Source organism: Paenibacillus sp., assembly GCF_035645195.1.
Lineage (GTDB): Bacteria > Bacillota > Bacilli > Paenibacillales > YIM-B00363 > Paenibacillus_AE.
This window is the reverse complement of the sequence record NZ_DASQNA010000025.1, coordinates 109,574-131,050: the sequence shown is the minus strand read 5'-3', so window position 1 is coordinate 131,050 and position 21,477 is coordinate 109,574. Positions and strand designations below refer to the sequence as shown.

The 21,477-nt window shown below is 59.2% G+C and carries 12 protein-coding genes; 11 read left to right on the top strand and 1 reads right to left on the bottom strand.

Features of this window, described 5'->3' with window-relative positions:
* Positions 1-18 precede the first annotated feature (18 nt).
* The 10 genes from VE009_RS13240 (at position 19) to VE009_RS13195 (ending at position 18,866) form a co-directional block, all read left to right on the top strand.
* Complete coding sequence (locus VE009_RS13240; RefSeq protein WP_325008675.1) at positions 19-1,449, top strand: DUF5060 domain-containing protein; 1,431 nt, start codon at positions 19-21, stop codon at positions 1,447-1,449.
* 33 nt (positions 1,450-1,482) lie between these two features.
* Positions 1,483-2,943, top strand: coding sequence for a DUF5060 domain-containing protein (locus tag VE009_RS13235; protein ID WP_414694854.1), 1,461 nt, complete (start codon positions 1,483-1,485; stop codon positions 2,941-2,943).
* Entirely contained in the window at positions 2,940-5,282 is a 2,343-nt protein-coding gene (locus VE009_RS13230; RefSeq protein ID WP_414694853.1) for a glycoside hydrolase family 95 protein, read from the top strand. Before VE009_RS13235 ends, VE009_RS13230 begins: the two co-directional genes overlap by 4 nt.
* 70 nt (positions 5,283-5,352) lie before the next feature.
* The gene (locus tag VE009_RS13225) at positions 5,353-8,448 is read left to right on the top strand and encodes a glycoside hydrolase family 2 protein (protein WP_325008307.1); all 3,096 of its coding nucleotides are present in this window, start codon (positions 5,353-5,355) and stop codon (positions 8,446-8,448) included.
* The gene (locus VE009_RS13220; protein ID WP_325008305.1) at positions 8,420-10,522 is read left to right on the top strand and encodes a hypothetical protein; all 2,103 of its coding nucleotides are present in this window, start codon (positions 8,420-8,422) and stop codon (positions 10,520-10,522) included. Before VE009_RS13225 ends, VE009_RS13220 begins: the two co-directional genes overlap by 29 nt.
* Positions 10,519-11,550: a hypothetical protein gene (locus VE009_RS13215; protein WP_325008304.1), complete on the top strand. Its 1,032-nt coding sequence runs from the start codon at positions 10,519-10,521 to the stop codon at positions 11,548-11,550. Before VE009_RS13220 ends, VE009_RS13215 begins: the two co-directional genes overlap by 4 nt.
* Positions 11,528-13,567 carry a beta-galactosidase gene (locus VE009_RS13210; protein ID WP_325008302.1) on the top strand — a complete coding sequence of 680 codons (2,040 nt, stop codon included), beginning with the start codon at positions 11,528-11,530 and terminating at the stop codon, positions 13,565-13,567. Before VE009_RS13215 ends, VE009_RS13210 begins: the two co-directional genes overlap by 23 nt.
* Positions 13,568-13,668: 101 nt before the next feature.
* The gene (locus tag VE009_RS13205) at positions 13,669-15,519 is read left to right on the top strand and encodes an ABC transporter ATP-binding protein (protein ID WP_325008673.1); all 1,851 of its coding nucleotides are present in this window, start codon (positions 13,669-13,671) and stop codon (positions 15,517-15,519) included.
* Positions 15,509-17,326, top strand: a complete 1,818-nt coding sequence (locus VE009_RS13200; RefSeq protein WP_325008300.1) for an ABC transporter ATP-binding protein — start codon at positions 15,509-15,511, stop codon at positions 17,324-17,326. The genes VE009_RS13205 and VE009_RS13200 overlap by 11 nt, the downstream gene beginning before the upstream one ends.
* Before the next feature lie 133 nt (positions 17,327-17,459).
* Complete coding sequence (locus VE009_RS13195) at positions 17,460-18,866, top strand: ABC transporter substrate-binding protein (protein WP_325008298.1); 1,407 nt, start codon at positions 17,460-17,462, stop codon at positions 18,864-18,866.
* Here the strand turns inward: VE009_RS13195 and VE009_RS13190 are convergent.
* Positions 18,863-19,831, bottom strand: a complete 969-nt coding sequence (locus VE009_RS13190) for an SGNH/GDSL hydrolase family protein (protein WP_325008296.1) — start codon at positions 19,829-19,831, stop codon at positions 18,863-18,865. The genes VE009_RS13195 and VE009_RS13190 overlap by 4 nt on opposite strands.
* A gap of 360 nt (positions 19,832-20,191) precedes the next feature.
* Between VE009_RS13190 and VE009_RS13185 the strand changes: the two genes are divergently transcribed.
* Positions 20,192-21,475, top strand: coding sequence for a Gfo/Idh/MocA family oxidoreductase (locus VE009_RS13185; protein ID WP_325008294.1), 1,284 nt, complete (start codon positions 20,192-20,194; stop codon positions 21,473-21,475).
* The last annotated feature ends 2 nt before the right edge of the window (positions 21,476-21,477 follow it).

Sequence of the window (21,477 nt, the reverse complement as noted above, 5' to 3'; positions counted from 1 at the left end):
AGGAGCGTGAATCGACCTATGTGCGCGGAGCGAATCGACGGCGAGACGGAGCGATGGGGCATATTCGAGCTTCGCCTGAGCGGTCCGGACGAAGGAAACCCGTTCCAGGACGTGCAGGTGTCGGCCCGGTTTCAATATAAAAACGTCGAAATCGAAACGGACGGTTTTTACGACGGCGACGGGACGTACAAAATTCGGTTCATGCCGGATCGGATCGGCGAATGGCGCTACGAAACCCGGAGCAATCGAAGCGAACTGGACGGTCGGAGGGGACAATTCCGATGCGTCGCTCCGTCGGAAGGCAATCGCGGCCCGGTGAGAGTGAAGGGAGATTACCGCTTCGCATACGAAGACGGAACGCCCTATATGCCGTTCGGCACGACCTGCTACCATTGGACGCACGCCGGCGACGAGCGGCTCGAAGAGATGACGCTGCGCAGCTTGGAGGCGTCTCCCTTCAACAAAGTGAGAATGTGTATCTTGCCTACCCGCGCGATGTCTCCTCCGGCGTTCGCCTTCGCGGGCACATGCCCGGAGGATGCGGATACGACAAGGTTTAATCCGGCGTTTTTCGCCCATTTGGAGCGCAGGATTCAAGATCTGATGAACCTCGGGGTCGAAGCGGACTTGGTGCTGTTCCACCCTTACGACAAAGGCCATTGGGGTTTTGACGACTTGGGACGCGAAACCGACCGTTTTTATTTGCGTTACGTGATCGCCCGTTTGGCCTCGTTCCGCAACGTCTGGTGGTCGTTGTCCAATGAATACGATTTCAATAAGCAGAAATCGGTAGAAGATTGGGACGATTTGCTTCGCTTCGTGCAGCGACACGACCCTTATCAGCATCTGCGATCGATCCATAACGGGACGAAAATGTACGAATCCTCGTGGCTTTACGATTTTTCCAAACCGTGGATCACGCACCAAAGCATACAGCATTGGGATGCGTCCATGACGTCCCGGTGGCTGGCGGAGGTCAAGAAGCCCGTCGTGATCGACGAAATGTCGTACGAAGGCAACAGCTCCCGCAGATGGGGGAACATTTCCGGCGAAGAGATGACGCATCGGTTTTGGGTGACGATGTGCGCCGGCGGCTATGCCGGCCACGGCGAGGCGTTCGTCGATCGGGAGACGAGAGCATGGATCAGCGCCGGAGGCAGGCTGTACGGGGAGAGCGTCAAACGGATCGCTTTCATGCGCGCCATCTTCGAGGAAGGTCCGGACGACTGGATCCGTTCGCGGCAGGAGGGCACCTACATGCTGCTATATCTCGGAAACCGCCAGCATGCTTATTACGAAGTCGACCTCCCCGAGCATTCGACGTACCGCATCGACATCATCGATACGTGGAACATGACGGTGTCGCCCGCCGAGGGAACGTTCCGGGGAAGAAGCGTCATCGAATTACCCGGTACGCCGTACATCGCTTTGCGCATTCGCAAGACGTAAATTACGAGCAATCGGTTCGGGAAGGTGAGATTATTGCATAAGCCTACACAAGCGGAACGCTGGGGCGTGTTCGAACTGGCGCTGGAAGGGCCGCCGGTCGGGAACCCGTTCGTCGACGTGCGATTGCGCGCGCGATTCGCCAAAGACGCGAAGCGATACGAGGTCGAGGGGTTTTACGACGGAGATTCGGTCTACAAGCTCCGCTTTATGCCGCAAGAAGAAGGCGTTTACACGTATGAGACGATCAGCGACGTCCCGGAGCTGAACGGGATCGCAGGCGAATTTGTAAGTACGCCTCCCCAGCCCGGAAACCGAGGGCCCGTCGCGGTCAAAGACGCCGGCGGCTTCCGGTATGCCGACGGGACACGCTACATCCCCTTCGGCACCGCTTGCGATGTCTGGCATCTCCAAAGCGAACGGCAGCAGGCGCAAACGCTGGATACGTTGCGAACGTCGCCATTCAACAAACTGCGCATGTGCGTCTTCCCGACTTCCAACGCTTTCGACGACGCCGAGCCGAGCCTCTACCCGTTCGCCGCGAAGCCGGGGCGAGGGTTCGACCCGACGCGCTTTACCCCCCGATATTTCTCTCGCCTAGAGAAGAGCATTCAAGATTTGTCCTCTCTCGGCATCGAAGCGGAACTCGTTTTGTTTCACCCGCACGACGGAGGGCGCTGGGGGTTCGATCGGATGTCGGCCGAAGAGGACGAACATTATGTACGCTACGTCGTCGCGCGCTTCGCGGCGTACCGCAACGTGTGGTGGTCGCTGGCGAACGATTTCGGCGCTATGGAGGGCAAAACGGCCGAGCATTGGGATGCGCTGTTCCGCGTCGTGCAGGAATGCGATCACGCAGGGCACTTGCGCTCCATCTCCAGCGGCGAATCGCTGTACGATTACGGAAAACCTTGGGTGACGCACGCGAGCATCCAAACCGAAGACGTCAGGGCGATTTCGAAGTGGGTTCGGCATTACGGGAAGCCGGTCATCGTCGACGATTGCGGATGCGAAGGGAATCTCCACACCTCATGGGGCAGTCTTACCCCGGAGGAAATGACGCTCCGCGTATGGGAGGGGGTGTTTCGCGGCGGATTCGTCACTCACGGGGAAACGTATTTGCGCCCGGAGGAGGGGCTTTGGCGCTCGCACGGGGGAAAGCTTCGCGGACGAAGCGCCGCAAGAATCGCGTTTTTGCGAGAAGTGCTTGAAGAGGCGCCGGATGACATTCGTTACAGCGGCAACCGCATGGACGCCTCCACGCTCGAGATCGCGGGTGAATATTATTTGCAGTATTTAGGCCCGCACCGCTTCTTATTCCGCGAATTTTCGCTGCCGGAAGGACGCTACAAGGTCGATGTTATCGATACCTGGAACATGACCGTGACCGACGAGATGGAGTCGGCCGGCGGCAAACTTCGCATCGATCTGCCCGCGGAACTATATTACGCCTTGCGGATTCGGAAGATCTCCGCTACCGAAGAAACGGAGGAATGAGGATGCAATACAAGCTCTGGTACAATAAGCCGGCCAAGTCGTGGGACGAAGCGCTTCCGATCGGGAACGGCCGGCTCGGCGCGATGATTTTCGGCAAAGTATACCAGGAAAGAATTCAACTGAACGAGGATTCCGTTTGGTACGGCGGCCCCAAAGAGGGAAACAATCCGGACGCGAAGCGCTATTTGCCGGAAATTCGCCGCTTGCTGGCGGAAGGGAAGCAGACGGAGGCGGAGGAGCTCGCGCAAATGGCGATGCTGTCGATCCCGAAATCGCTGAACCCGTATCAGCCGCTCGGCGACTTGAACTTCTATCATAACGGCGGGAAAGGGATGATTTCCGAATACCGCCGAGAGCTGGACTTGGAGCAGGCGATCGCCCGCGTCAGCTTCCGTCTGAACGATGTTCGGTACGAGCGGGAAATTTTCAGCAGCGCGGCCGATCAAGTCATCGTCGTGCGCTTTACTTGCGAGCAGCCGGGGAATCTCAACATGAGATTCCATCTGACCCGGAGACCTTTCGACGGCGGCACGCTGCGGGCGTCTCGAGATACGCTGCTCATGCAAGGGAATTGCGGCGAGGGCGGGGTGTCTTTCAGTACGGGGCTTAAAGCCGTGGCGAAGGGCGGACTGGTCCAGACGGTCGGGGATTTCCTGTTCGTTCGTCACGCGGACGAGATCGTATTGTACTTGGCCGCCGCGACGACGTTCCGCCACGAGGATCCGAATGCGGAATGCGTGAACCGAGTGGAAGCGGCGTCGCGCAAACCGTTCGAGCAGCTGAAGCAGGACCACGTCGCGGAGCATGAAGCGCTGTATCGCCGCGTGAAGCTCACGCTGGATAGCGGGAACGACGGAAGCGCCGCGTCGCTGCCGACGGACGTTCGACTGCAGCAATTTAAAGAAGGCGCATCCGATCCCGGACTCATTTCGCTCTATTTCCAATACGGAAGATACCTGCTCATGGCTTGCTCCCGCCCGGGATCGAACCCGGCGAATTTGCAAGGGCTGTGGAACGATAGCTACACGCCGTCATGGGAGTCTAAATATACGCTGAACATCAATACGGAGATGAATTATTGGCCGGCGGAATCGTGCCATATGCCGGAATGTCACGAGCCGTTGTTCGATTTGATCGAGCGGATGCTTCCGTACGGCCGGAGGACGGCGATGGAAGTATACGGATGCAGAGGATTCGTCGCCCATCACAATACGGACATGTGGGGGTCCAGTCAAATCGAAGGCAATTACTTGCCGGCGTCCGTCTGGCCGTTGGGCGGGGCTTGGCTGTCCCTCCATATGTGGGAGCATTACCGGTACGGCATGAACGAAACGTTCCTCCGGGAGCGGGCGTACCCGGTGATGCGGGAAGCGGCGGAGTTTTTCTTGGAATACCTTACGGAGGACGCGCAGGGACGGCTCGTGACCGGGCCTTCCACTTCGCCGGAAAACAAATTCATCCGTCCCGACGGAGGCGTCGGAAGCCTCTGCATCGGACCGGCGATGGACACTCAGATTATTTACACGTTGTTCCAAGCGTGCGTCAAAGCGTCGGAAATTTTGCAGACCGACGATGTCATGCGCAGGAAATGGATCGACGCCATTCGCAAACTGCCTCAGCCCGCCGTCGGGAAACACGGACAGCTGCAGGAGTGGCTGGAGGATTGGGACGAAGCGCAGCCCGGGCATCGGCATATCTCGCATCTGTTCGCGCTGCATCCCGGAGAAATCATTCACGCGCGCCATACCCCGGACTTGGCTCAAGCGGCTAAACGGACGTTGGAGCGAAGATTGGAGAACGGCGCCGGAAGGACCGGCTGGAGCAGGGCATGGGTGCTGAACTTTTACGCTCGTCTGGAGGAAGGGGAGAAATGCGGCGAGCACCTTCGCGGCTTGCTGGCTTCCTCCACGCTTCCGAATTTGCTCGATACGCATCCGCCGTTCCAAATCGACGGCAATTTCGGCGGCATCGCGGGCATTGCGGAGATGCTGCTGCAATCCCATCGCGGCGAGATCGCGCTGCTTCCCGCTTTGCCGAGCGACTGGAAGCGGGGGAGCGTGCAGGGACTTCGCGCCCGCGGCGGATTCGAGGTGGATCTCGAATGGGCGGACGGGCGGCTCGTCAGCTGCCGCCTGAAAGCCGGCGTCGACGGCGTATGCCGCATCGGCTGCCGACGGCCGGAAGCGCCGCTGACCGTGGAGGCGGACGGACGGAAAGTGGTCTGCGAATCCGACGGGTTCGTGATCGAATTCAACGCGGTCGCCGGGCAGACCTACGTGCTTTCGCCGGAGCCGGCGAAGAGCGCCGCGGGGATGGAAAACCAAGCGTCGAACGGATAACCGCGCAACGGATCGCGGCGCCCGCGCCGGAGCGGGCGCCGCGGACGCAGGCCGAGAGGAGGACGAACCGTTGGAGCAAGAGATGCAGCCGGATCAATTTGCGGAAATCGCATTTCGAGAACATCCGGGAAGGGGCGATTTGCAGGAAATCCCCCCGATGCCGATCGAGAAAACTTATTTTACTCCCAGCAGCGACCGGGCGCCTGCGGATCGGCCGATTCCGCACGAGGAGCGGCTCGCCCGATTTCAGGAGCAGTTGAACAAGCTGCGGGAGCAGTACCGTCCGTATTTGCGCGATTTGACTTCCGAACCGGAGTACCGCAGAGACGCGCTGCTGATTACCGAATTTCTATTCCGGTACAGGACGCCCGAAGACGACGATTTCCGCCGCGTCTTGGAGGGCGAGGGCGATTGGGAGCCCGTGACCGTTCCCGATTTCAGAGGACCTACGGGGGAGAACGGCAAATGGACCGCGTTTTACCGCGCTTCCTTCGAATACGGTCCGATTCCGGAAGGAAAGCGGGTATACCTCGTATTCAAAGGCGTCGACTACAAAACGTCGGTATATGTGAACGGCAAATGCGTAGGCTCGCACGAAGGGTTTTTCGCCCCTTTCGAGTTCGACGTCACCGCGCTGCTGCGCAAAGAAAACAGTCTGGTGGTCGAGGTAGAGAACGATTACCCGATGATGGGAGTCGGCGGCACGAAGCTGGACGGCGACAAAATTTATGCGGCGACCGGACCGGGCTGGGACGATCCGTACAGCGGATGGCATCACTGCCCGCCAGGGGGCGGGATCTACAATACGGTGTATTTGGAGCAGCGTTCGGAACTGTTCATTCAAGATGTGTTCGTGAGGCCGAACATCGACGACGGCAGCGCGGAAGTATGGGCGGACATCATGAACACGATGGACCGCGTGGTCGAAAACTTCGAAATCGAGATCGAGCTGATGCCGAAAAATTTCGCCGGGAAGAAGGTCGGTCCCGTTACGTTCCAAGTGGCGTACGCCGGACCGGGCCTCAACTACTGCCGATACCGGCTTTCGCTGCCGGAGTTCCGGTTGTGGGAGCCGGACGCGCCGCATCTGTACGCCGCCAGAGTGAGCCTTAGGGCGACGAAGCTGCTGGATGTAAGGGACCGAACGTTCGGCATGCGGAAATTTCATGTGGACGAACGGGATACGCCCAAAGGCACGCTTTATCTAAACAACCGTCCGGTGATGCTTCGAGGCGCCAACGAGATGGGGCATCTGCAGCAGTGCGTCATGAACCGCAATTACGAGCAGCTGATCGACGACATTCTGATCGCGAAAATCGCCAATATGAATTACTACCGGATTACGCAGCGTCCCGTACAAGAGGAAATTTACGATTATTTCGATATGCTGGGCATGATGCATCAATGCGACTTGCCGACGTTCGGATTTATTCGCCGCAATCAATTCAGCGAAGCGGTGCGGCAGGCGGCCGAGATGGAACGGCTGATTCGCAGCCACCCTTCGGCGGTAATGGTTTCGCTGATCAACGAGCCGTCTCGGACGGAAAAGAGAAGGAAAGGCCATCGCCATCTGCACCGCGACGAGCTGGAAGCGTTCTTCGTCGCCGCCAGACAGGCGATTTACATCGAAAATCCGGATCGGGCGGTCAAGAACGCCGAAGGGGACTACAACCCCCCGACGCGCGAAGGACTGCCGGACTTTCATTGCTACAACATGTGGTACACGGACAACGTCATTCCCCTCGGCAAAATGTACAAGGGCTACCTTCCGACCATCAAGCCTGGCTGGAAGGCAGGGTGCGGGGAGTACGGAACGGAAGGCTTGGACAACGTCGACGTCATGATGAAGCATTATCCGAAAGAATGGCTCCCGGCGAGTGAGGGCGAACCGTGGACCCCGGACAGCATCGTCGGAGCCCAAACCTACAGCCTGCACGGCGACTGGTTCCCGGAGCAGCGCACGCTCGCGGAGTGGGTGCGGGCGAGCCAGAAGCACCAGAGCCTAGCAACGAAATTGATGACCGACGCCTGGCGAAGGCGTGCCGACTATATCGTGTCCACCGCGATCCACCTGTTGATCGACGCGTGGCCTTCCGGCTGGATGAAAGCGCTGGTCGGCGCGGACCGCATCCCGAAGCCGGCGTTCTTCACGTATCAGGCGTGTCTCGAGCCGATCCGCGTCAACCTGAGAAGCGATCGGTGGAGGGCGTACGAAGGGGATACGCTGGAAGTCGAGGCATGGCTGTTGAACGATACGCACCGAGATCTCGACCGCTGCCGGGTGGTCGCGACGCTGCGCGACGACGAGCGGGAATACGGCCACTACGCAATAACCGGGAGCGTCCAACGAGTATCGGCCCGATACGCGGGCACGATCCGGATCCCCGTGCCTGCGGTGGCGGACCGGCGAACGCTGCATGTCGATGCTTGCTTGATGAGCGAGCTGGGCGAAACGCTGAACACGGAACGGTTCACGTTCGAGGCGTTCGCCAAAGCCGGCGCGCGGGCCGCCGCTTCGAAAGTGGCGTACCTCGGCGGCGAAGCCGAGCTGGCGTGCTCGGTGCTGCAGCTCGGCGGCGAGCCGTTCGATCCCGACCGTTGGAACGGGAATCCGCTCGTCATTTCTTCCGGCGACGACTTCGCCCGCCATCACGACCGGATCGTGGAGAAAGTCAAAGAAGGCGCATCCGTCATGCTCCTCCGGGGCGCTTCCGGACCGGACGCCTGGAGGATCGATGGGGTCGAGGTGAAAGCGGCGCCGATGAAAGGCGTCTACGTCCTCGCCGTCAACCGCGGCAGCGGCCGGCTGTCATGGATGCATGAGGACGATTTGTCGTACTTTTATCACGTACCTTACGACCGGATCGGCCCGGCCGCCGACCGCTGGTTGGAAGGGGCGGGACTAGAGCCGATCGCTTACACGTACCGCAAACGCAAAGAAGCCGGGGGGAAAGGGAAGCTTCCCGTCGTCGGCAAGCTTCGGTTGGGGAAAGGCGAAATCGTCATCTCCGCCCTGCCCTTGTCCGGATGTCTTGGGTTCAACCCGACGCTCGACCGGTTTCTCGTGTCGCTGCTAGGGCTTGCCGAAGACTACGTTCCCGGCGGCGACGCCGTTCGGAGGGAGGGGGGAATCGTCCATGACTCGTTACACGCTGTCCGGCCTTGACGGTCGCAAGCGGGTGGAAGCGACGGCGACGCCGGATTCCGTTCGCCTCGTTCTGCGCTATGAGAACCAGGCCGAGGCGTACTTCGACGGAAGCATGGAGCGCCTGTTGACCTATTCCGAGGGCAGGCCGTGGCGGTTCGACGTTACGCAATTTCGCCGGGAAGACATCGTCCTAAACAACGGCGAGCTGCGGATCGCGGGCATGCTCGGTCCGCTGCACGTTCTCGTCAGCTTCTCGTTCGGCCGGCATGATCTGCTGTACGTCAAGGTCGTATGGACCAACCGGACGGACCGCGCGCTGTCCGATGCGGCCGTCGGCGTCGCGCTCGAGCTCCCGGCCAGGGCGGCGGAGAACGCGACGATTCCGCACATGATCTATAACAACAATCCTTCCGCGGATCCGGAGCGGGTCGTGCCGAGACTGGGCGTCGGCCCGGGGAACGGGTTTATTTGCGAGGAACACCGCTTGCCGATTCCATGCGTCAACGTGGAGTGGCCGGGGCGCGCGGCGGCGCATTATTTGACGCTCTTCGCCGTTCCGTCTTACGTAGAAACCGAGGACGGCAAGGTGAACTATTTTTCGCTGGGCGCGGTGCGCGACGGCGGCGCGACGACGATCGCCTCTCTCAGCGGCGTATTGATGTTCAACGGGGAGAAGGACGTCGTGTACGTCGGCAAAAGCAAGACGCAGCCATACGACGGCGGGTATGTCGACGTCCCGCCCGGGTTTTCGCTGTCGAAGGAATACGCGCTCGACTGGGGAACGGCCGAACGTACGGGCTTAGGGTTCCGCAAGGCGGTGGAGAAAGGAATTGCGTTGTTCGACCCGCAAGGGGCGAAGCCGTTGACGGTGCACGACATGATTCGGCTCAAGACGAACGCGATGGATGACCGGTGGCGGGAAGCGGAGGGAGCCGCCGGGTACGTGAAGTTTAACGACTCGAATGCGTTCGGAAGCGCTTCCCGCCATCCGCCTCATTTCCTGTACGGGTGGACCGGGCAGTGCTTGAAGCTGGCATGGTGCGACGGTTTGATCGGATTCGAAGGCGGCGGCGACGTGCGCATAGACCGCTGCAGACGGGCCGTCGACTTTTATGTTCGGGAGAGCAAGAGCATGACTCCCGGGCTGAGACGAAGCACGTATCGGCTGAACGACGGGCAATGGGAAAATTTCCGGTCTAAGGGACAACCCGCCGTTTCGAGCAGGGCGTACGGCGAGACGGTCTCCGACCTTGCGGACATCGCGATGCTGTTCAAGGAGCGGGAAGGGGCGGCGCCCGGCGCGTGGGTCGACGCCGTGCGGGATGCGGCCGACTTCTTCGACGGCGCGGTATTGCCGTCGGGAATTTATCCCGCCGCTTGGCTGGAAGACGGAACGCCCGCGGACGACATGATTACGGCCGCCGGCATCCCGTGCGCGATCGCGATGCTGAAAGCGTTCCGGTTAACGGGCGAATCGCGGTACTTGGCACGCGCGGAGCAGACGCTGCTACGCTACTACGAGCTGCATGCCGCCACGTTCGAACGACCGTTCGCCCGCTCGACGCTCGATGCCAAATGCGAAGACAAAGAGGCGGGCATGTACTTCTTCCTTGCCGCTTACGAGCTGTTCGATCTCACGAAGGAAGAACAATACAAAGCTTGGGCGGAAATCGCGGCGGACTGGCTGCTGACGTACGTCTACGTCTGGAACCCCGTGTGCGACCGCGGATCGAGGCTGCGGGAAGCCGGCTTCAACGCGGTCGGCTGGCCTGGCGTGAGCGTGCAGAACCACCATTTGGATGTGTTTTTTCCGACGTACGAATTATGGCGTTTCGGCCGGTTAACCGGCAATCCGACGTACGAGCGAATGGGGCGGCTGTCGTTCGACGCGATGGGGCAAGGCATCTGCAGGGAGCCGGGGGAATGGGGATTTACGGTCGTCGGCGAGCAGGGCGAAGGGTTTTACCCGACCCATTATCATCAGCGCGGCGGCAGCAATACGTGGAACCCTTCTTGGATCATCGCGCTTGTGCTGTCCAACGCCTTGAAATTCCGCGGCGACGAAGCGGCGAAGGAAGGTGCTGCGAAATGATCGAACGTTATGCAACCCCGTATAAACGAGGAACGCCGGTGCTGATCGGCTCGGGACAGCCGGGCGCGTTCGACGAGCGGGCCGTCGATTGCCCGTTCGTCTTCCGCCACCGCGGCAAGTTTTACATGATGTATGTCGGATTCGACGGGATCGGCTACCAAACGGCGCTCGCCGTCAGCGACGATTTGCTGCACTGGGAGCATCTTTCCGTCATTCTCCGCCGCGGGGAAGGAAACGGCTGGGATTCCAGAAACGTGGCCGGGACTTGGATGCTCCGCGAAAATCGGATGGACGCCCCGCCCGTGCTGAAAAAATGGGACGGGAAATATTGGCTTGCGTATCATTCCTACCCGGGTGACGGCTACGAGGAAGGCTCCGCCTGTATCGGGCTCGCTTGGACGGACGATGAACGGCTGCTCGAATGGCATCGACTGCCCGACCCGATCCTGACGCCGGAAGAGGGCGCCGATTGGGAACGCGGCGGTCTATATAAAGAATGTCTCGTAGAACACGATGGAACCTTTTACTTGTTTTACAATGCGAAAAACCAGAAAACCGGCAAATGGCTCGAGCAGATCGGCGTCGCGTCTTCCAAGGATTTGCGGACATGGGCGCGATACGAAGGGAATCCGGTCCTTCGGGTGACGCCGGACGCGTGGGATTCGAAGTTCGTCAGCGATCCGTGCGTCCTGCGCGACGGCGAGAACTGGGTCATGTACTTCTTCGGGTACGACTATAAGCGCGCGCAAGAAGGCGTCGCCGTGTCGGAAGATTTGTTTCATTGGGAAAAGCTTCCCGAGCCCATCCTTGCGGTAGGGACGGGGGACGACATCGATACGATTCACGCCCATAAGCCGTCGGTCGTGACGCATAACGGCGTGCTATACCACTTCTACACCGGCTGCAGGCTGTACCGGGAAGGAGACCGGACGAAAAATTTCGGGAAGGAATTCCGGACGATCTGCGTCGCCGCATCCGACCCGATATTCGAGGAGGCGGATCGCGATGCCCGGCATAGCGTTTCCTAAAATTTTATTCGGCGGCGACTACAACCCGGAGCAGTTCCCGAAATCGGTCTGGGACGAGGACATGCGGCTGTTCCGGCTCGCCGGCATCGATATCGCGACGGTGAACGTCTTCTCTTGGGCGTTGAATCAGCCGGACGAGGAGACGTACCGGTTCGATTGGCTGGACGAGGTCATGGATTTGCTCCATGCGGGCGGGATGTACGCCTGTTTGGCGACCGGAACGGCGGCGCATCCGGCGTGGATGGCGCGGAAATATCCGGACGTGTTAGCCGTGGATTATCAGGGGAATAAACGTAAATTCGGCAGAAGGCATAATTCGTGCCCGAACAGCCCGACCTTCCTTCATTATTCCGCTCGAATGGCCCGCAAGCTGGCCGAGCGGTATAAGAACCATCCGGCGCTGCTCCTGTGGCACGTCAATAACGAGTACGGCATCCGCTGCTACTGCGACCGCTGCGAGCGAGCGTTTCGAGAATGGTTGAAGCAGCGATACGGCTCCTTGGACAAGGTGAACGAAGCGTGGTACACCCGGTTTTGGGGACATACGTTTTACGATTGGGATGAAATCGTGCTGCCGAGCGGTCTTAGCGAAGGATTGGATAAGGGCGACTCCGACAAAACGGCGTTCCAAGGCATGACCCTCGACTATTATCGTTTCGCTTCCGAAAGCCTGCTGCGATGTTATACAACCGAATATAACGCAATTAAGGAAGTCATGCCCGACGCGGTCGTCACGACGAATTTCCAAGGGAACGGGACGTATAAACCGCTCGATTATGCCGCCTGGGCGAAGCATATGGATATTGTCGCGCTCGATATGTACCCGCCGAGCGACGCCTCCTCGAGCTATACGGCGCTTCGGTACGATCTCATGAGAGGACTTAAGGACGGCGCGCCGTTCATGCTGATGGAATCGAGCCCGAGCGTGCTGAATTGGAAGCCGGTCAACCCGTTGAAGCGGCCCGGGATCATGCGGCTGCAGAGCTATCAGGCGATCGCCAGAGGCGCGGAGACGATCATGTTTTTCCAGCTGCGCCGTTCGCTCGGGGCGTACGAGAAATTTCACGGCGCCGTGATCGACCACGCGGGGCATGAACATACGCGCGTCTTCCGAGAATGCGCGGAGCTCGGACATGAGCTGGCGAAGCTGGGCGATGCGTTGACCGGCTCGCGCACGGAGAGCAAGGTCGCCATCCTGTTCGACTGGGAAAATTGGTGGGCGGTCGAGCTGAGCGGCGGCCCGACCACGAGATTGAAATACTTGGATCAAGTCCAAAAATACTACGATGCGTTCTATCAAAACCATATCCAAACCGATATCGTCGGCATCGACGCCGATTTGAGCCGGTACGACATCATCGCGGCACCCCTGCTCTACATGGTGAAGCCGGGTGCGGCGAAGTCGCTCGAACGGTTCGTCGAAGGCGGCGGAACGCTGATCGCCACATTCTTCAGCGGCATTGTGAACGAGAGCGACCTCATCGTGCCCGGCGGATATCCCGGCGAACTAAGAAAGCTGCTCGGCCTATGGGTGGAGGAGATCGACGCGCTGTTCCCGAATCAGAAGAACGCCGCCGTCGTCAAGCGGGAGAACGAAGCGCTCGGGGAAACGTATACGTGCGAGCTCGTTTGCGAAGTCGTCCATCCGGAAGGCGCCGAAGTCATCGCAGAATTCGCCGACGAATTTTACAGGGGATCGCCGGCGCTGACGCGTCACCGATTCGGCGAGGGCGAAGCGTGGTACACCGCCTCCGATCCGGAGCCCGCCTTCTTGCGAATGTGGGCAGCTCACCTGTGCGCGCGCAAGGGAATTCAACCTCCGCTTGAGGCGCCGCCGGGAGTGGAAGTGACGCAGCGGATCAAAGACGGAACGCGGTACACGTTCCTCTTGAATCACACCGGCGAGGTGCAAACCGTGGACATCGGCGCAGAGCCGCGCATCGATATGCTGAGCGAAACCGCCGTCAGCGGCGTCGCGAACATTCCGCCCGCGGGCGTCCTGGTGTTAAAGGGGTGAGCGCTGCGTCCGGTAACCTATAACCTCCTGATCCACACCCGATCGACGTGGAAACGGAGGTTTCTTTCTTTGCAGGAAAGGAGGATGTGCCTGTGCGTCGAATGCGGAGCTGGAAAACGATCGCGAGCGAGGCGAAAACAGCCGCCGGTATCGCGAAATATATCGGCGCCATCTGGATCGAAGCTTCTTGGCCGCTGACGCTCCTGCTGCTGCTGTTAAGCGTGTTCGGGGGCGTCACCGGCCTCGCGGAAGTGTACGCGATCACCCGTTTTATCGACGAGACGACCGTTTTTAGCGGCTGGTCCGATTCGTATTGGAAGGTAGCGGCTCATTTCCTTCCCTATATATTCATTCTTGTCGGAGCGATTTTGTTTCAGCAGTTCGCCTCGGCGATCCGTCCGTATTTGTCGGCGCGGTTAGAGGAGAAAGTAACGCTCGTCGTGAACCGCCGAACGTTTTCGAAAGCCATGCAATTGCGGCTGGAAGCGTTCGAGAGCGATGCGTATTACGATAAGTTGGAACGTGCGGTCCGAGTGCAAGGGTATGTCGCGCGGGCGCTGGAGGAGGTCGGCTCGGCGATCGGCGCCTTTATGCAGTTTTTTGTGATTTTCTACGCGATCCATCGGCTAAGTCCAGGGTACGCCGCGCTGTTTCTCGTATGCTGCGTTCCCGTCTTTTATTTTCATATCGTAAGCGACAAAAGGTTCGTAGAAGTCACGTACAAGCAATCGCCGACGAGGAGAATGCAAGGCTATTGGCGGAAACTGGCGACAAGCAGGCAATCCGCGGCCGAGCTTCGCCTGTTTCAGCTCGGGCCGTTCGTGATCGACAAGTGGCGTCAATATACGGCGGCGCTGATGTCGGAGCTGTGGCAGGCCAGAAAAAAACAGTCGCTGCTCATCGTAAAAGGGGAAGCGGCATATTTCGTATTTCTGTTCGTCATGATGGGCGCAGCGGCGTACTCCGGCGTCCGCGGCGCCGCATCGCTCGGCGCGGTCGTATCGGCGTTTTATATGCTCGACCGGCTGCAGCAAACGATGGTCGCCGCGACCTCGTCGGTAAGCGCGCTGGCTCAATTTTTTTTCAATTTCCGAGTCGTTCCGGAATTTTTGGAGATCGACGAGGAAGAGAACCATAACGGATTGCCCGCCCCCCTGCCGTTGAAAGACGGCATTCGCTTCGACAATGTGAGCTTTGCGTATCCGGGCCGGTCCCGCCCCGTATTGGAGCGCGTTAGCTTTCATTTGCGGCCGGGCGAGCGCATCGCTTTGGCGGGCGAGAACGGGGCGGGCAAAAGCACGTTATGCTTGTTGTTGTTGGGGTTGTATAAGCCGACGGAAGGGCGGATTACGGTCGACGGCATCGACCTCGCCGAGATCGACCCCGCGAGCTGGCGGAAAGCGGCTGCGGCCGTCTTCCAACAGTATGTGCGTTATCAATTGACGGCCGGCGAAAATATCGGGTTCGGCAGCGTGGAGCGGCTCGCGGATCGAGACATGGTGGAAGCCGCGGCGAGGCGAAGCGGCATTCATGCAGCGATCGAGCGGTTCCCGAATCGGTACGACACGCTGCTAGGGAAGCAATACGAGGAGTCGCGGGACTTGTCGGGGGGACAATGGCAGAAGGTCGCGATGTCCCGCGCGGCTTTCCGAGATGCGGAGCTGTTGATATTGGACGAACCTGCATCGGCGCTGGACGCCTTCGCGGAGCACGAGGTGTACGAACAATTTATCGCCCTGTCCGAAGGCAAGACGGTACTCATCGTATCCCACCGGTTAGGCTCGGCTCGGCTCGCCGACCGTATTTTGTTCTTGAAGGACGGCCGCTTGGCGGAGGCCGGAACCCACGACGAATTGCTTGAGCTGAACGGAGAATACGCGACGCTGTTTCGATTGCAGTCGCAATGGTATGAGCAGCGTAGTCGAAAGGAGGGGCGGGCGCTTGTCGATTGAAGAACCGAAACGCCGTTGGCACGTGTATCGAACCGGCTTCGCGACGCTGCTGCGTTTGGTCAAGCTGTGCGCCAAGCTGTCTCCGAAAGGAATCGCATCGGTGCTGGCGATCCGGCTGGCGCAAGGCATGCTTCCGCTTGTCGTGCTGTTTTCCTTGGAGCATCTCGTCGATGCGATCGGCGCCGCCGTCCAAACTCGGCAAGGAATGACTCCGCAGACGGCCCTTTGGTTGAGCGTCTTCACTCTGTCCTTATTGTTCTCCGCGCTTATGCACGTGATCGGACGTTTGATTTCAAGCCAGGTACAGGAGATCGTCAAGGAACGCTGTCAAAGCGAGATTATGCAGAAGGCTTACCGGCTGTCATTGGCGGATTTCGATCGAGCCGAACTTTACGACTCCCTGCAGCGGGTGAACCGCGGGATGGACCGGCGCTTTATCTCTACGCTGTCCTCCGTATTCAATCTCGTGGCTGATCTTGTAGCCGTCGTCTCGACATTAAGTTATTTGGTGTTTATCCACTGGGCGGTACCGCTCGTTTTCGCCGCGGGCAGCCTTATCTTTACGTTCGTGCAGGTCAGGTCGTTGAAAGAAAGATATTTGCTTCATCGGCGGCAGACGACGCCCGGACGGCAGCTTAATTATTTACATCAATTGATGACGTCGCGGGAAACGGCTTCCGAGCTGCGGCTGTACGGGTTGAAGCATTATGTGCTGCAGGCATGGACGTCGTTGAACGCTCGATTGGTCGGCGAGCGGCTGAAGCTGGCGGGGCGCGTATTTCGTCTCCAGCTCGTCAGCTCCGCCGGACATTCGCTTGTTTTCGCACTCGTCATTATGGGGTTGTTCCTGCTCGGGACGAACGGCTTACTGTCGATCGGCAGGCTCGCGGCCATTCTTCGCGCGGTGCAGTCGTTCCAGCACAATCTGAACGGCTTGATGTGGACTGCCGCGCTCATCCAGAACGATTTGCGTTACGTCGAAGAGTTTTTCGAATATTTGGATTTAGCGGAGGAGAAACGGACGGGCATCGCATTGGCGCGAGATGTACCGCTTCGGCAAGGCATTCGATTTCGCAGCGTCGGATTCACTTATCCGGGGACCGATCGGCCGGTGCTGCGCCATCTCGATTTGGAAATCAGACCCGGCGAGAAAATTGCGTTGATCGGAGACAACGGCTGCGGAAAGTCGACGCTCGTCAAGCTGCTTCTCGGATTGTATAAGCCGACGGAAGGGACCGTCACCATCGAGGGAATCGACGCGAACGCAATCGACAAAAACGCGTGGAGGGCGAGAACGACGGCCATCTTTCAAGATTTCCACAAGTATCAGCTGCTCAGCGTCCGCGACAATATAGGCATCGGGGACATCGAGCATAGGGGCAGCAACGAACGGGTGCAGCGGGCGGCGCAGCTTTCCGGCGCGGATTCCTTCATACGAACGCTCCCCGAGTCGTACGACACGCTGCTCGGCAAAGAATTCGGGGGAACGGAGCTGTCCGGAGGCCAATGGCAAAAAATCGCCGTGGCGCGGGCGTATTTCCGCGACAGCGAGCTGCTCGTGCTCGACGAGCCGACGGCATCGCTGGACGCGAAAGCCGAGGTGGAGATGTACCGGCAGTTCCAGCGGGTCGCCGAAGGGAAGACGGTCGTGTTCATCTCTCATAGGCTGGGGGTGGCGAAGTTGGCCGACCGCATTATCGTCATGAAGAACGGCCGGATCGAAGAGATGGGGACGCATGACGAGCTGCTCGACGGAAACGGATATTACGCGGAAATGTATCGGCTGCAGGCGCAGTGGTACCAATAACCGAAGGAACCGCCCTACGCATGACAGGAACGACCTATTGTTTGGGGGATGCGGACTGGATACGCTGTTAGTGGCTGGAAACGCTTGCTTGCGGATTCGGCCGCATTTTACCTTGGCAAGGGGGATTTGAGTGATGAACAAAAAAGGTTTGCCTGCAGCGATCGCGCTCGCTCTGACGTTCGCGGTCGCTGCCGGGTGCTTCGGCGGAAGCCCCGGCGAACCGGTCGATGGCGGGGAGGCTTCCGACGCGGCGGACGACCGCGCGATGTCGGACGCGGCCGGCGGGGGGGCGCCGGAAGGGAGCGTCGTCAACACGACGCCGGAGGACACGCTGTTTTTTTACACCGTCGACCTCTTTTTGACCAAGCGCTATGTGCAGCAGGAAGATTTCGAGAAGTACATCGGCCAATTTATTCGCAAGAAGTTTCCGGACATCAAGATTAAACATGTGCTGTGGGACGACGGAACGCGATACGAGGATTTGATCGCGAAAGGGACGATTCCCGACATCATCTTCGAGGATACCCGCCGCAATGCGCACCGGTACGTTCGAAGGTTCGGCTTGGAATACGACATGAGCGATTTGATCAAGAAATACAATTTCGACACGGGCGCGCTGGATCCGTCCTACCTGCAGCTCTCGCTCAACTCGTCGGACGGCAAGCTGTATTCGCTGCCCTTCGAAGGCTACGATTACGTGCTGTATTACAACAAGGACATATTCGATAAATTCGGCGTCGATTATCCGAAGGCGGGCATGACGTACGACGAGGCGTACGAGCTGGCGAAGCATATGACGCGGCAGGAAGGCGACATCACTTATAAAGGCTACCAGCAGCATCCCGAATATTACATGATGTTAAACCAGCTCGCCGAGCCGGCGCTCGACCCGAACGAGGATCAAGCGAACCTGCTCAGCGAGAATTGGGTGAAGATCGTAGACAATTTGAGGCGGTTTTACGACATTCCGGGCAATCAATTTACCACGGTCCGAGATTTCCCTAAGGGACGAATGGCGATGGCGGTCGATGTGGAATCGTGGATTTACAATTACTCGACGGAATACCCGGATCTGAACTTCGACGTCGCCCCGGTGCCCGTCTTCCCGGAGGCGCCGAACGCCAAGTATCAGCCTTACGTTGGCGGATTGTATATCTCGAAGCAATCGAATAAGAAAGATTTGGCCTTCCAGGTCATCTCGTACCTCTTGTCGGAGGAAGTGCAAATCGAAAGGGCGAAGCTGGGCATCCGCTCCCCTCTGATGAGCAGCGCCGTGCAAGAAGCGTACGGACAATTCGTGCCTGGATTGAGAGACAAAGATCGAGACGCGCTCTTCGCGCTGCAGAACGCCGCGCCGCTTCCGCGCCGGCCCGGGCTGACGTTCATCGATCCGAAGGTGGGCGAAGTGTTCAACCCGCACATCTTCGAAGAGTCGAAGGACAGCTCCGCGGCGCTGAGGCTCGTCAACGAAAAGATGAACAAAGCGATCGACGAGACGAAAGCGATTCAAAGCGAAGGCGGCGTCAGTCCGCATCTTTAGCGTAGATCGCCGACGCCCGCTTTCACCAAATTCAGCGCCATATGCAAGAAGCCCTCGTCGTTCGGATGCAGGCCGTCGGCGAAGAAAGCGGGATGATGCGGCGCCAATGTCATGCCGGAGACGAGGCGGACCTGCTCCAAGCCGCGGCATACGCGCTCCAGCATGTCGTAAATAGCGGCGAACTCGCCCGTCCTCTTCGCCTCGGCGCAATCCGAGCGCCAGATCGGAGACAGCACGGTCACGGGAACGCCGGGATACGTTGCCGTTACCTTACGGATGTACGCCGCCGCCCGCTCTTCGAGCTGCTCGGCGCTTTCCCGAACCGTCCAGTCGTTCGTGCCGTACGCGATCGTAATGAGATCCGGACGGTACGGCAGCTCGGGATCGATCGTCCCCGCATCGAATACATAGCCGCTGACCGCCTGGTTCAGCAGGTTCATGTCCAGGGCGCGCGACAGCAGCACGGCATACGTCGACGACGGATGGGCGGCGTTCATCCCTTGCGTTATGGAGTCGCCGAGGCATAACAAATTTTTGCCGTAAGGCTTCGCCGGCTCCCATAGCGCACCCTGGGCAACCTCCATATGTTCGATGGCGATTTCGGCTTGATACGGCAAATAGACGGTGATGCGCCGCGGTTCGCCGGCTCGGACCGGGAGCTCCGCCGTCCAGTCGCCGGAGCCCTTGTCCGCAATCGGAACGGCGGGGAAGTCGACGAGTTGGCCGTCCGCCAATATATCGAAATACAGTCGTTCGCTCGTGCCCGGCTTCACTTTCGCGCGAAAGCGCATTCGGAAAAACGGGGAGTCGGTCATAAAGTCAAGGCAAATGCCCGCAGCGTTCCTGCTGCGGAATTTGTAGGGCGTCGGTTCGAAATAAGCCATTTGCGATTTCGAAAACCGCAGCGGCACGAGCGCGTCGTCCATCCGATGTACATCGATTGCGTTCTTGATAAAGCGTTCCATCCCTGTCCCTCCGATACCGGTTTGATCCAACCATTGTTTCGTTGGCATTAGTGTACCGCTCGGGTTATGGAAGTCAATTAGCGTAAAGAGGCGAAATACCCCCTGATTCGATCAAGCTGGGCTGGAGGGGAGGGTGAACGATGCGGCGGGTTACCGCTTCCCGGGCACCCGTTCGCCATCGCGGGCCGCGGCATGCCGACGAGGCGAGCATGGTCGAAGGCTTCGCCAGGCCGCCCAGCCGTCCGCCGCGAGACGGCGCGATCAGCCTATAAAGTAAGCAGAATTCCACCCCGCCCCGTTCGAATGATGCTTGTATAATGGACGAACGAAAACGATCAACGAAGAAACGGGGGAGCGACGTTGGCGAAGAAACGATATGCCATCTGCGGCGTGAGCGCAAGGGCGAACGGCATGTATATTAAACCGATGCTCGACGCCTACCGGCCGCACTGCGAGATCGCGGCCCTGCTAGATCCGGATCCGGTCCGGTTTGACAATTGCGTCTCCAAATTTCCCGAGCTTCAAGGCGTCCCGACGTATCGACCGGAGCAATTCGCGCAGATGATCGACGAGACGAAGCCGGACGTTCTCATCGTCGCCGGCGCGGATTACACCCATGCGGACTACATCGTGCAGGGACTGGAGCGCGGCTTGGACGTGATTTCGGAAAAGCCGATGGCCACGACGTCTTCGGATTGCAGACGCATTCTGGAAGCGCAGGCGAACAGCAAGGGGACGTTATACGTCACGTTTAACTACCGCTATAATCCCATTCATTCCAAAATCAAAGAGATGATTCTCGAAGGACGCGTCGGCAGAGTCACTTCGGTCGACTTGAATTGGTATCTCGATACGTATCACGGCGCGAGCTATTTCAAAAGATGGAACCGCAAGAGGGAAATTTCCGGCGGGCTGTCGATCCATAAGAGCACGCATCACTTCGATCTCGTCAATTGGTGGATCGACCAAAAGCCGGTGGAGGCGTTCGCGTATGGAGCGCTGAACTATTACGGCTCGAACGGGGAGCTCAACCCGGCGAAGGAGGACGGCCGCTTTTGCGGCACCTGCCGGGTGAAGCAGCAGTGCGCCTATTACATGCGCTGGTCATCCCGCTCGAAGGCGGTTGCGCCCGCAGACGACCATTTGAGCCTTTTCGATACGAAAACGAAGAGCTACTCCGGGTACCGGCCGGACGCTTGCATCTTCGACTCGGACATCGATATCGAGGACACGTACACGGCCGTCGTGAAATACGACAAAGGCGCGATGCTGAGCTATTCCGTCAACTTCTCGCTGCCGTACGAAGGGTACCGCCTGGCGATCAACGGCACGAAGGGACGAATCGAAACCAAAGAAGTGGTTAAGCGAAGCCAATCCCACGGCGGGGAGCAGACGATCGACTATTTCCCGCTGTTCGGCGGGAAGGAAACGATTCACGTCGTGCACCGGCAAGGGGGGCACGGGGGCGGAGATCCGCTGCTTCTCGAGGATTTGTTCCTGGGTCCCGATCCGGCTCGCGAGTACGACATTGTGGCGGGCGCGGAAGCGGGCACCTTGTCGGTGCTCACCGGCGAAGCGGTCTGGAAATCGGTTCGCGCCAACCGGCCGATCCGCATCGACGAACTTTTGAATGGGGAGGGGTGATT

Excerpts from the sequence above, each read along its gene's own strand:
- VE009_RS13220 (WP_325008305.1), top strand. The coding sequence starts at position 8,420 with ATGACTCGTTACACGCTGTCCGGCCTTGACGGTCGCAAGCGGGTGGAA.
- VE009_RS13240 (WP_325008675.1), top strand. The coding sequence starts at position 19 with ATGTGCGCGGAGCGAATCGACGGCGAGACGGAGCGATGGGGCATATTC.
- VE009_RS13215 (WP_325008304.1), top strand. The coding sequence starts at position 10,519 with ATGATCGAACGTTATGCAACCCCGTATAAACGAGGAACGCCGGTGCTG.
- VE009_RS13195 (WP_325008298.1), top strand. The coding sequence starts at position 17,460 with ATGAACAAAAAAGGTTTGCCTGCAGCGATCGCGCTCGCTCTGACGTTC.
- VE009_RS13210 (WP_325008302.1), top strand. The coding sequence starts at position 11,528 with ATGCCCGGCATAGCGTTTCCTAAAATTTTATTCGGCGGCGACTACAAC.
- VE009_RS13205 (WP_325008673.1), top strand. The coding sequence starts at position 13,669 with ATGCGGAGCTGGAAAACGATCGCGAGCGAGGCGAAAACAGCCGCCGGT.
- VE009_RS13190 (WP_325008296.1), bottom strand. The coding sequence starts at position 19,831 with ATGGAACGCTTTATCAAGAACGCAATCGATGTACATCGGATGGACGAC.
- VE009_RS13230 (WP_414694853.1), top strand. The coding sequence starts at position 2,940 with ATGAGGATGCAATACAAGCTCTGGTACAATAAGCCGGCCAAGTCGTGG.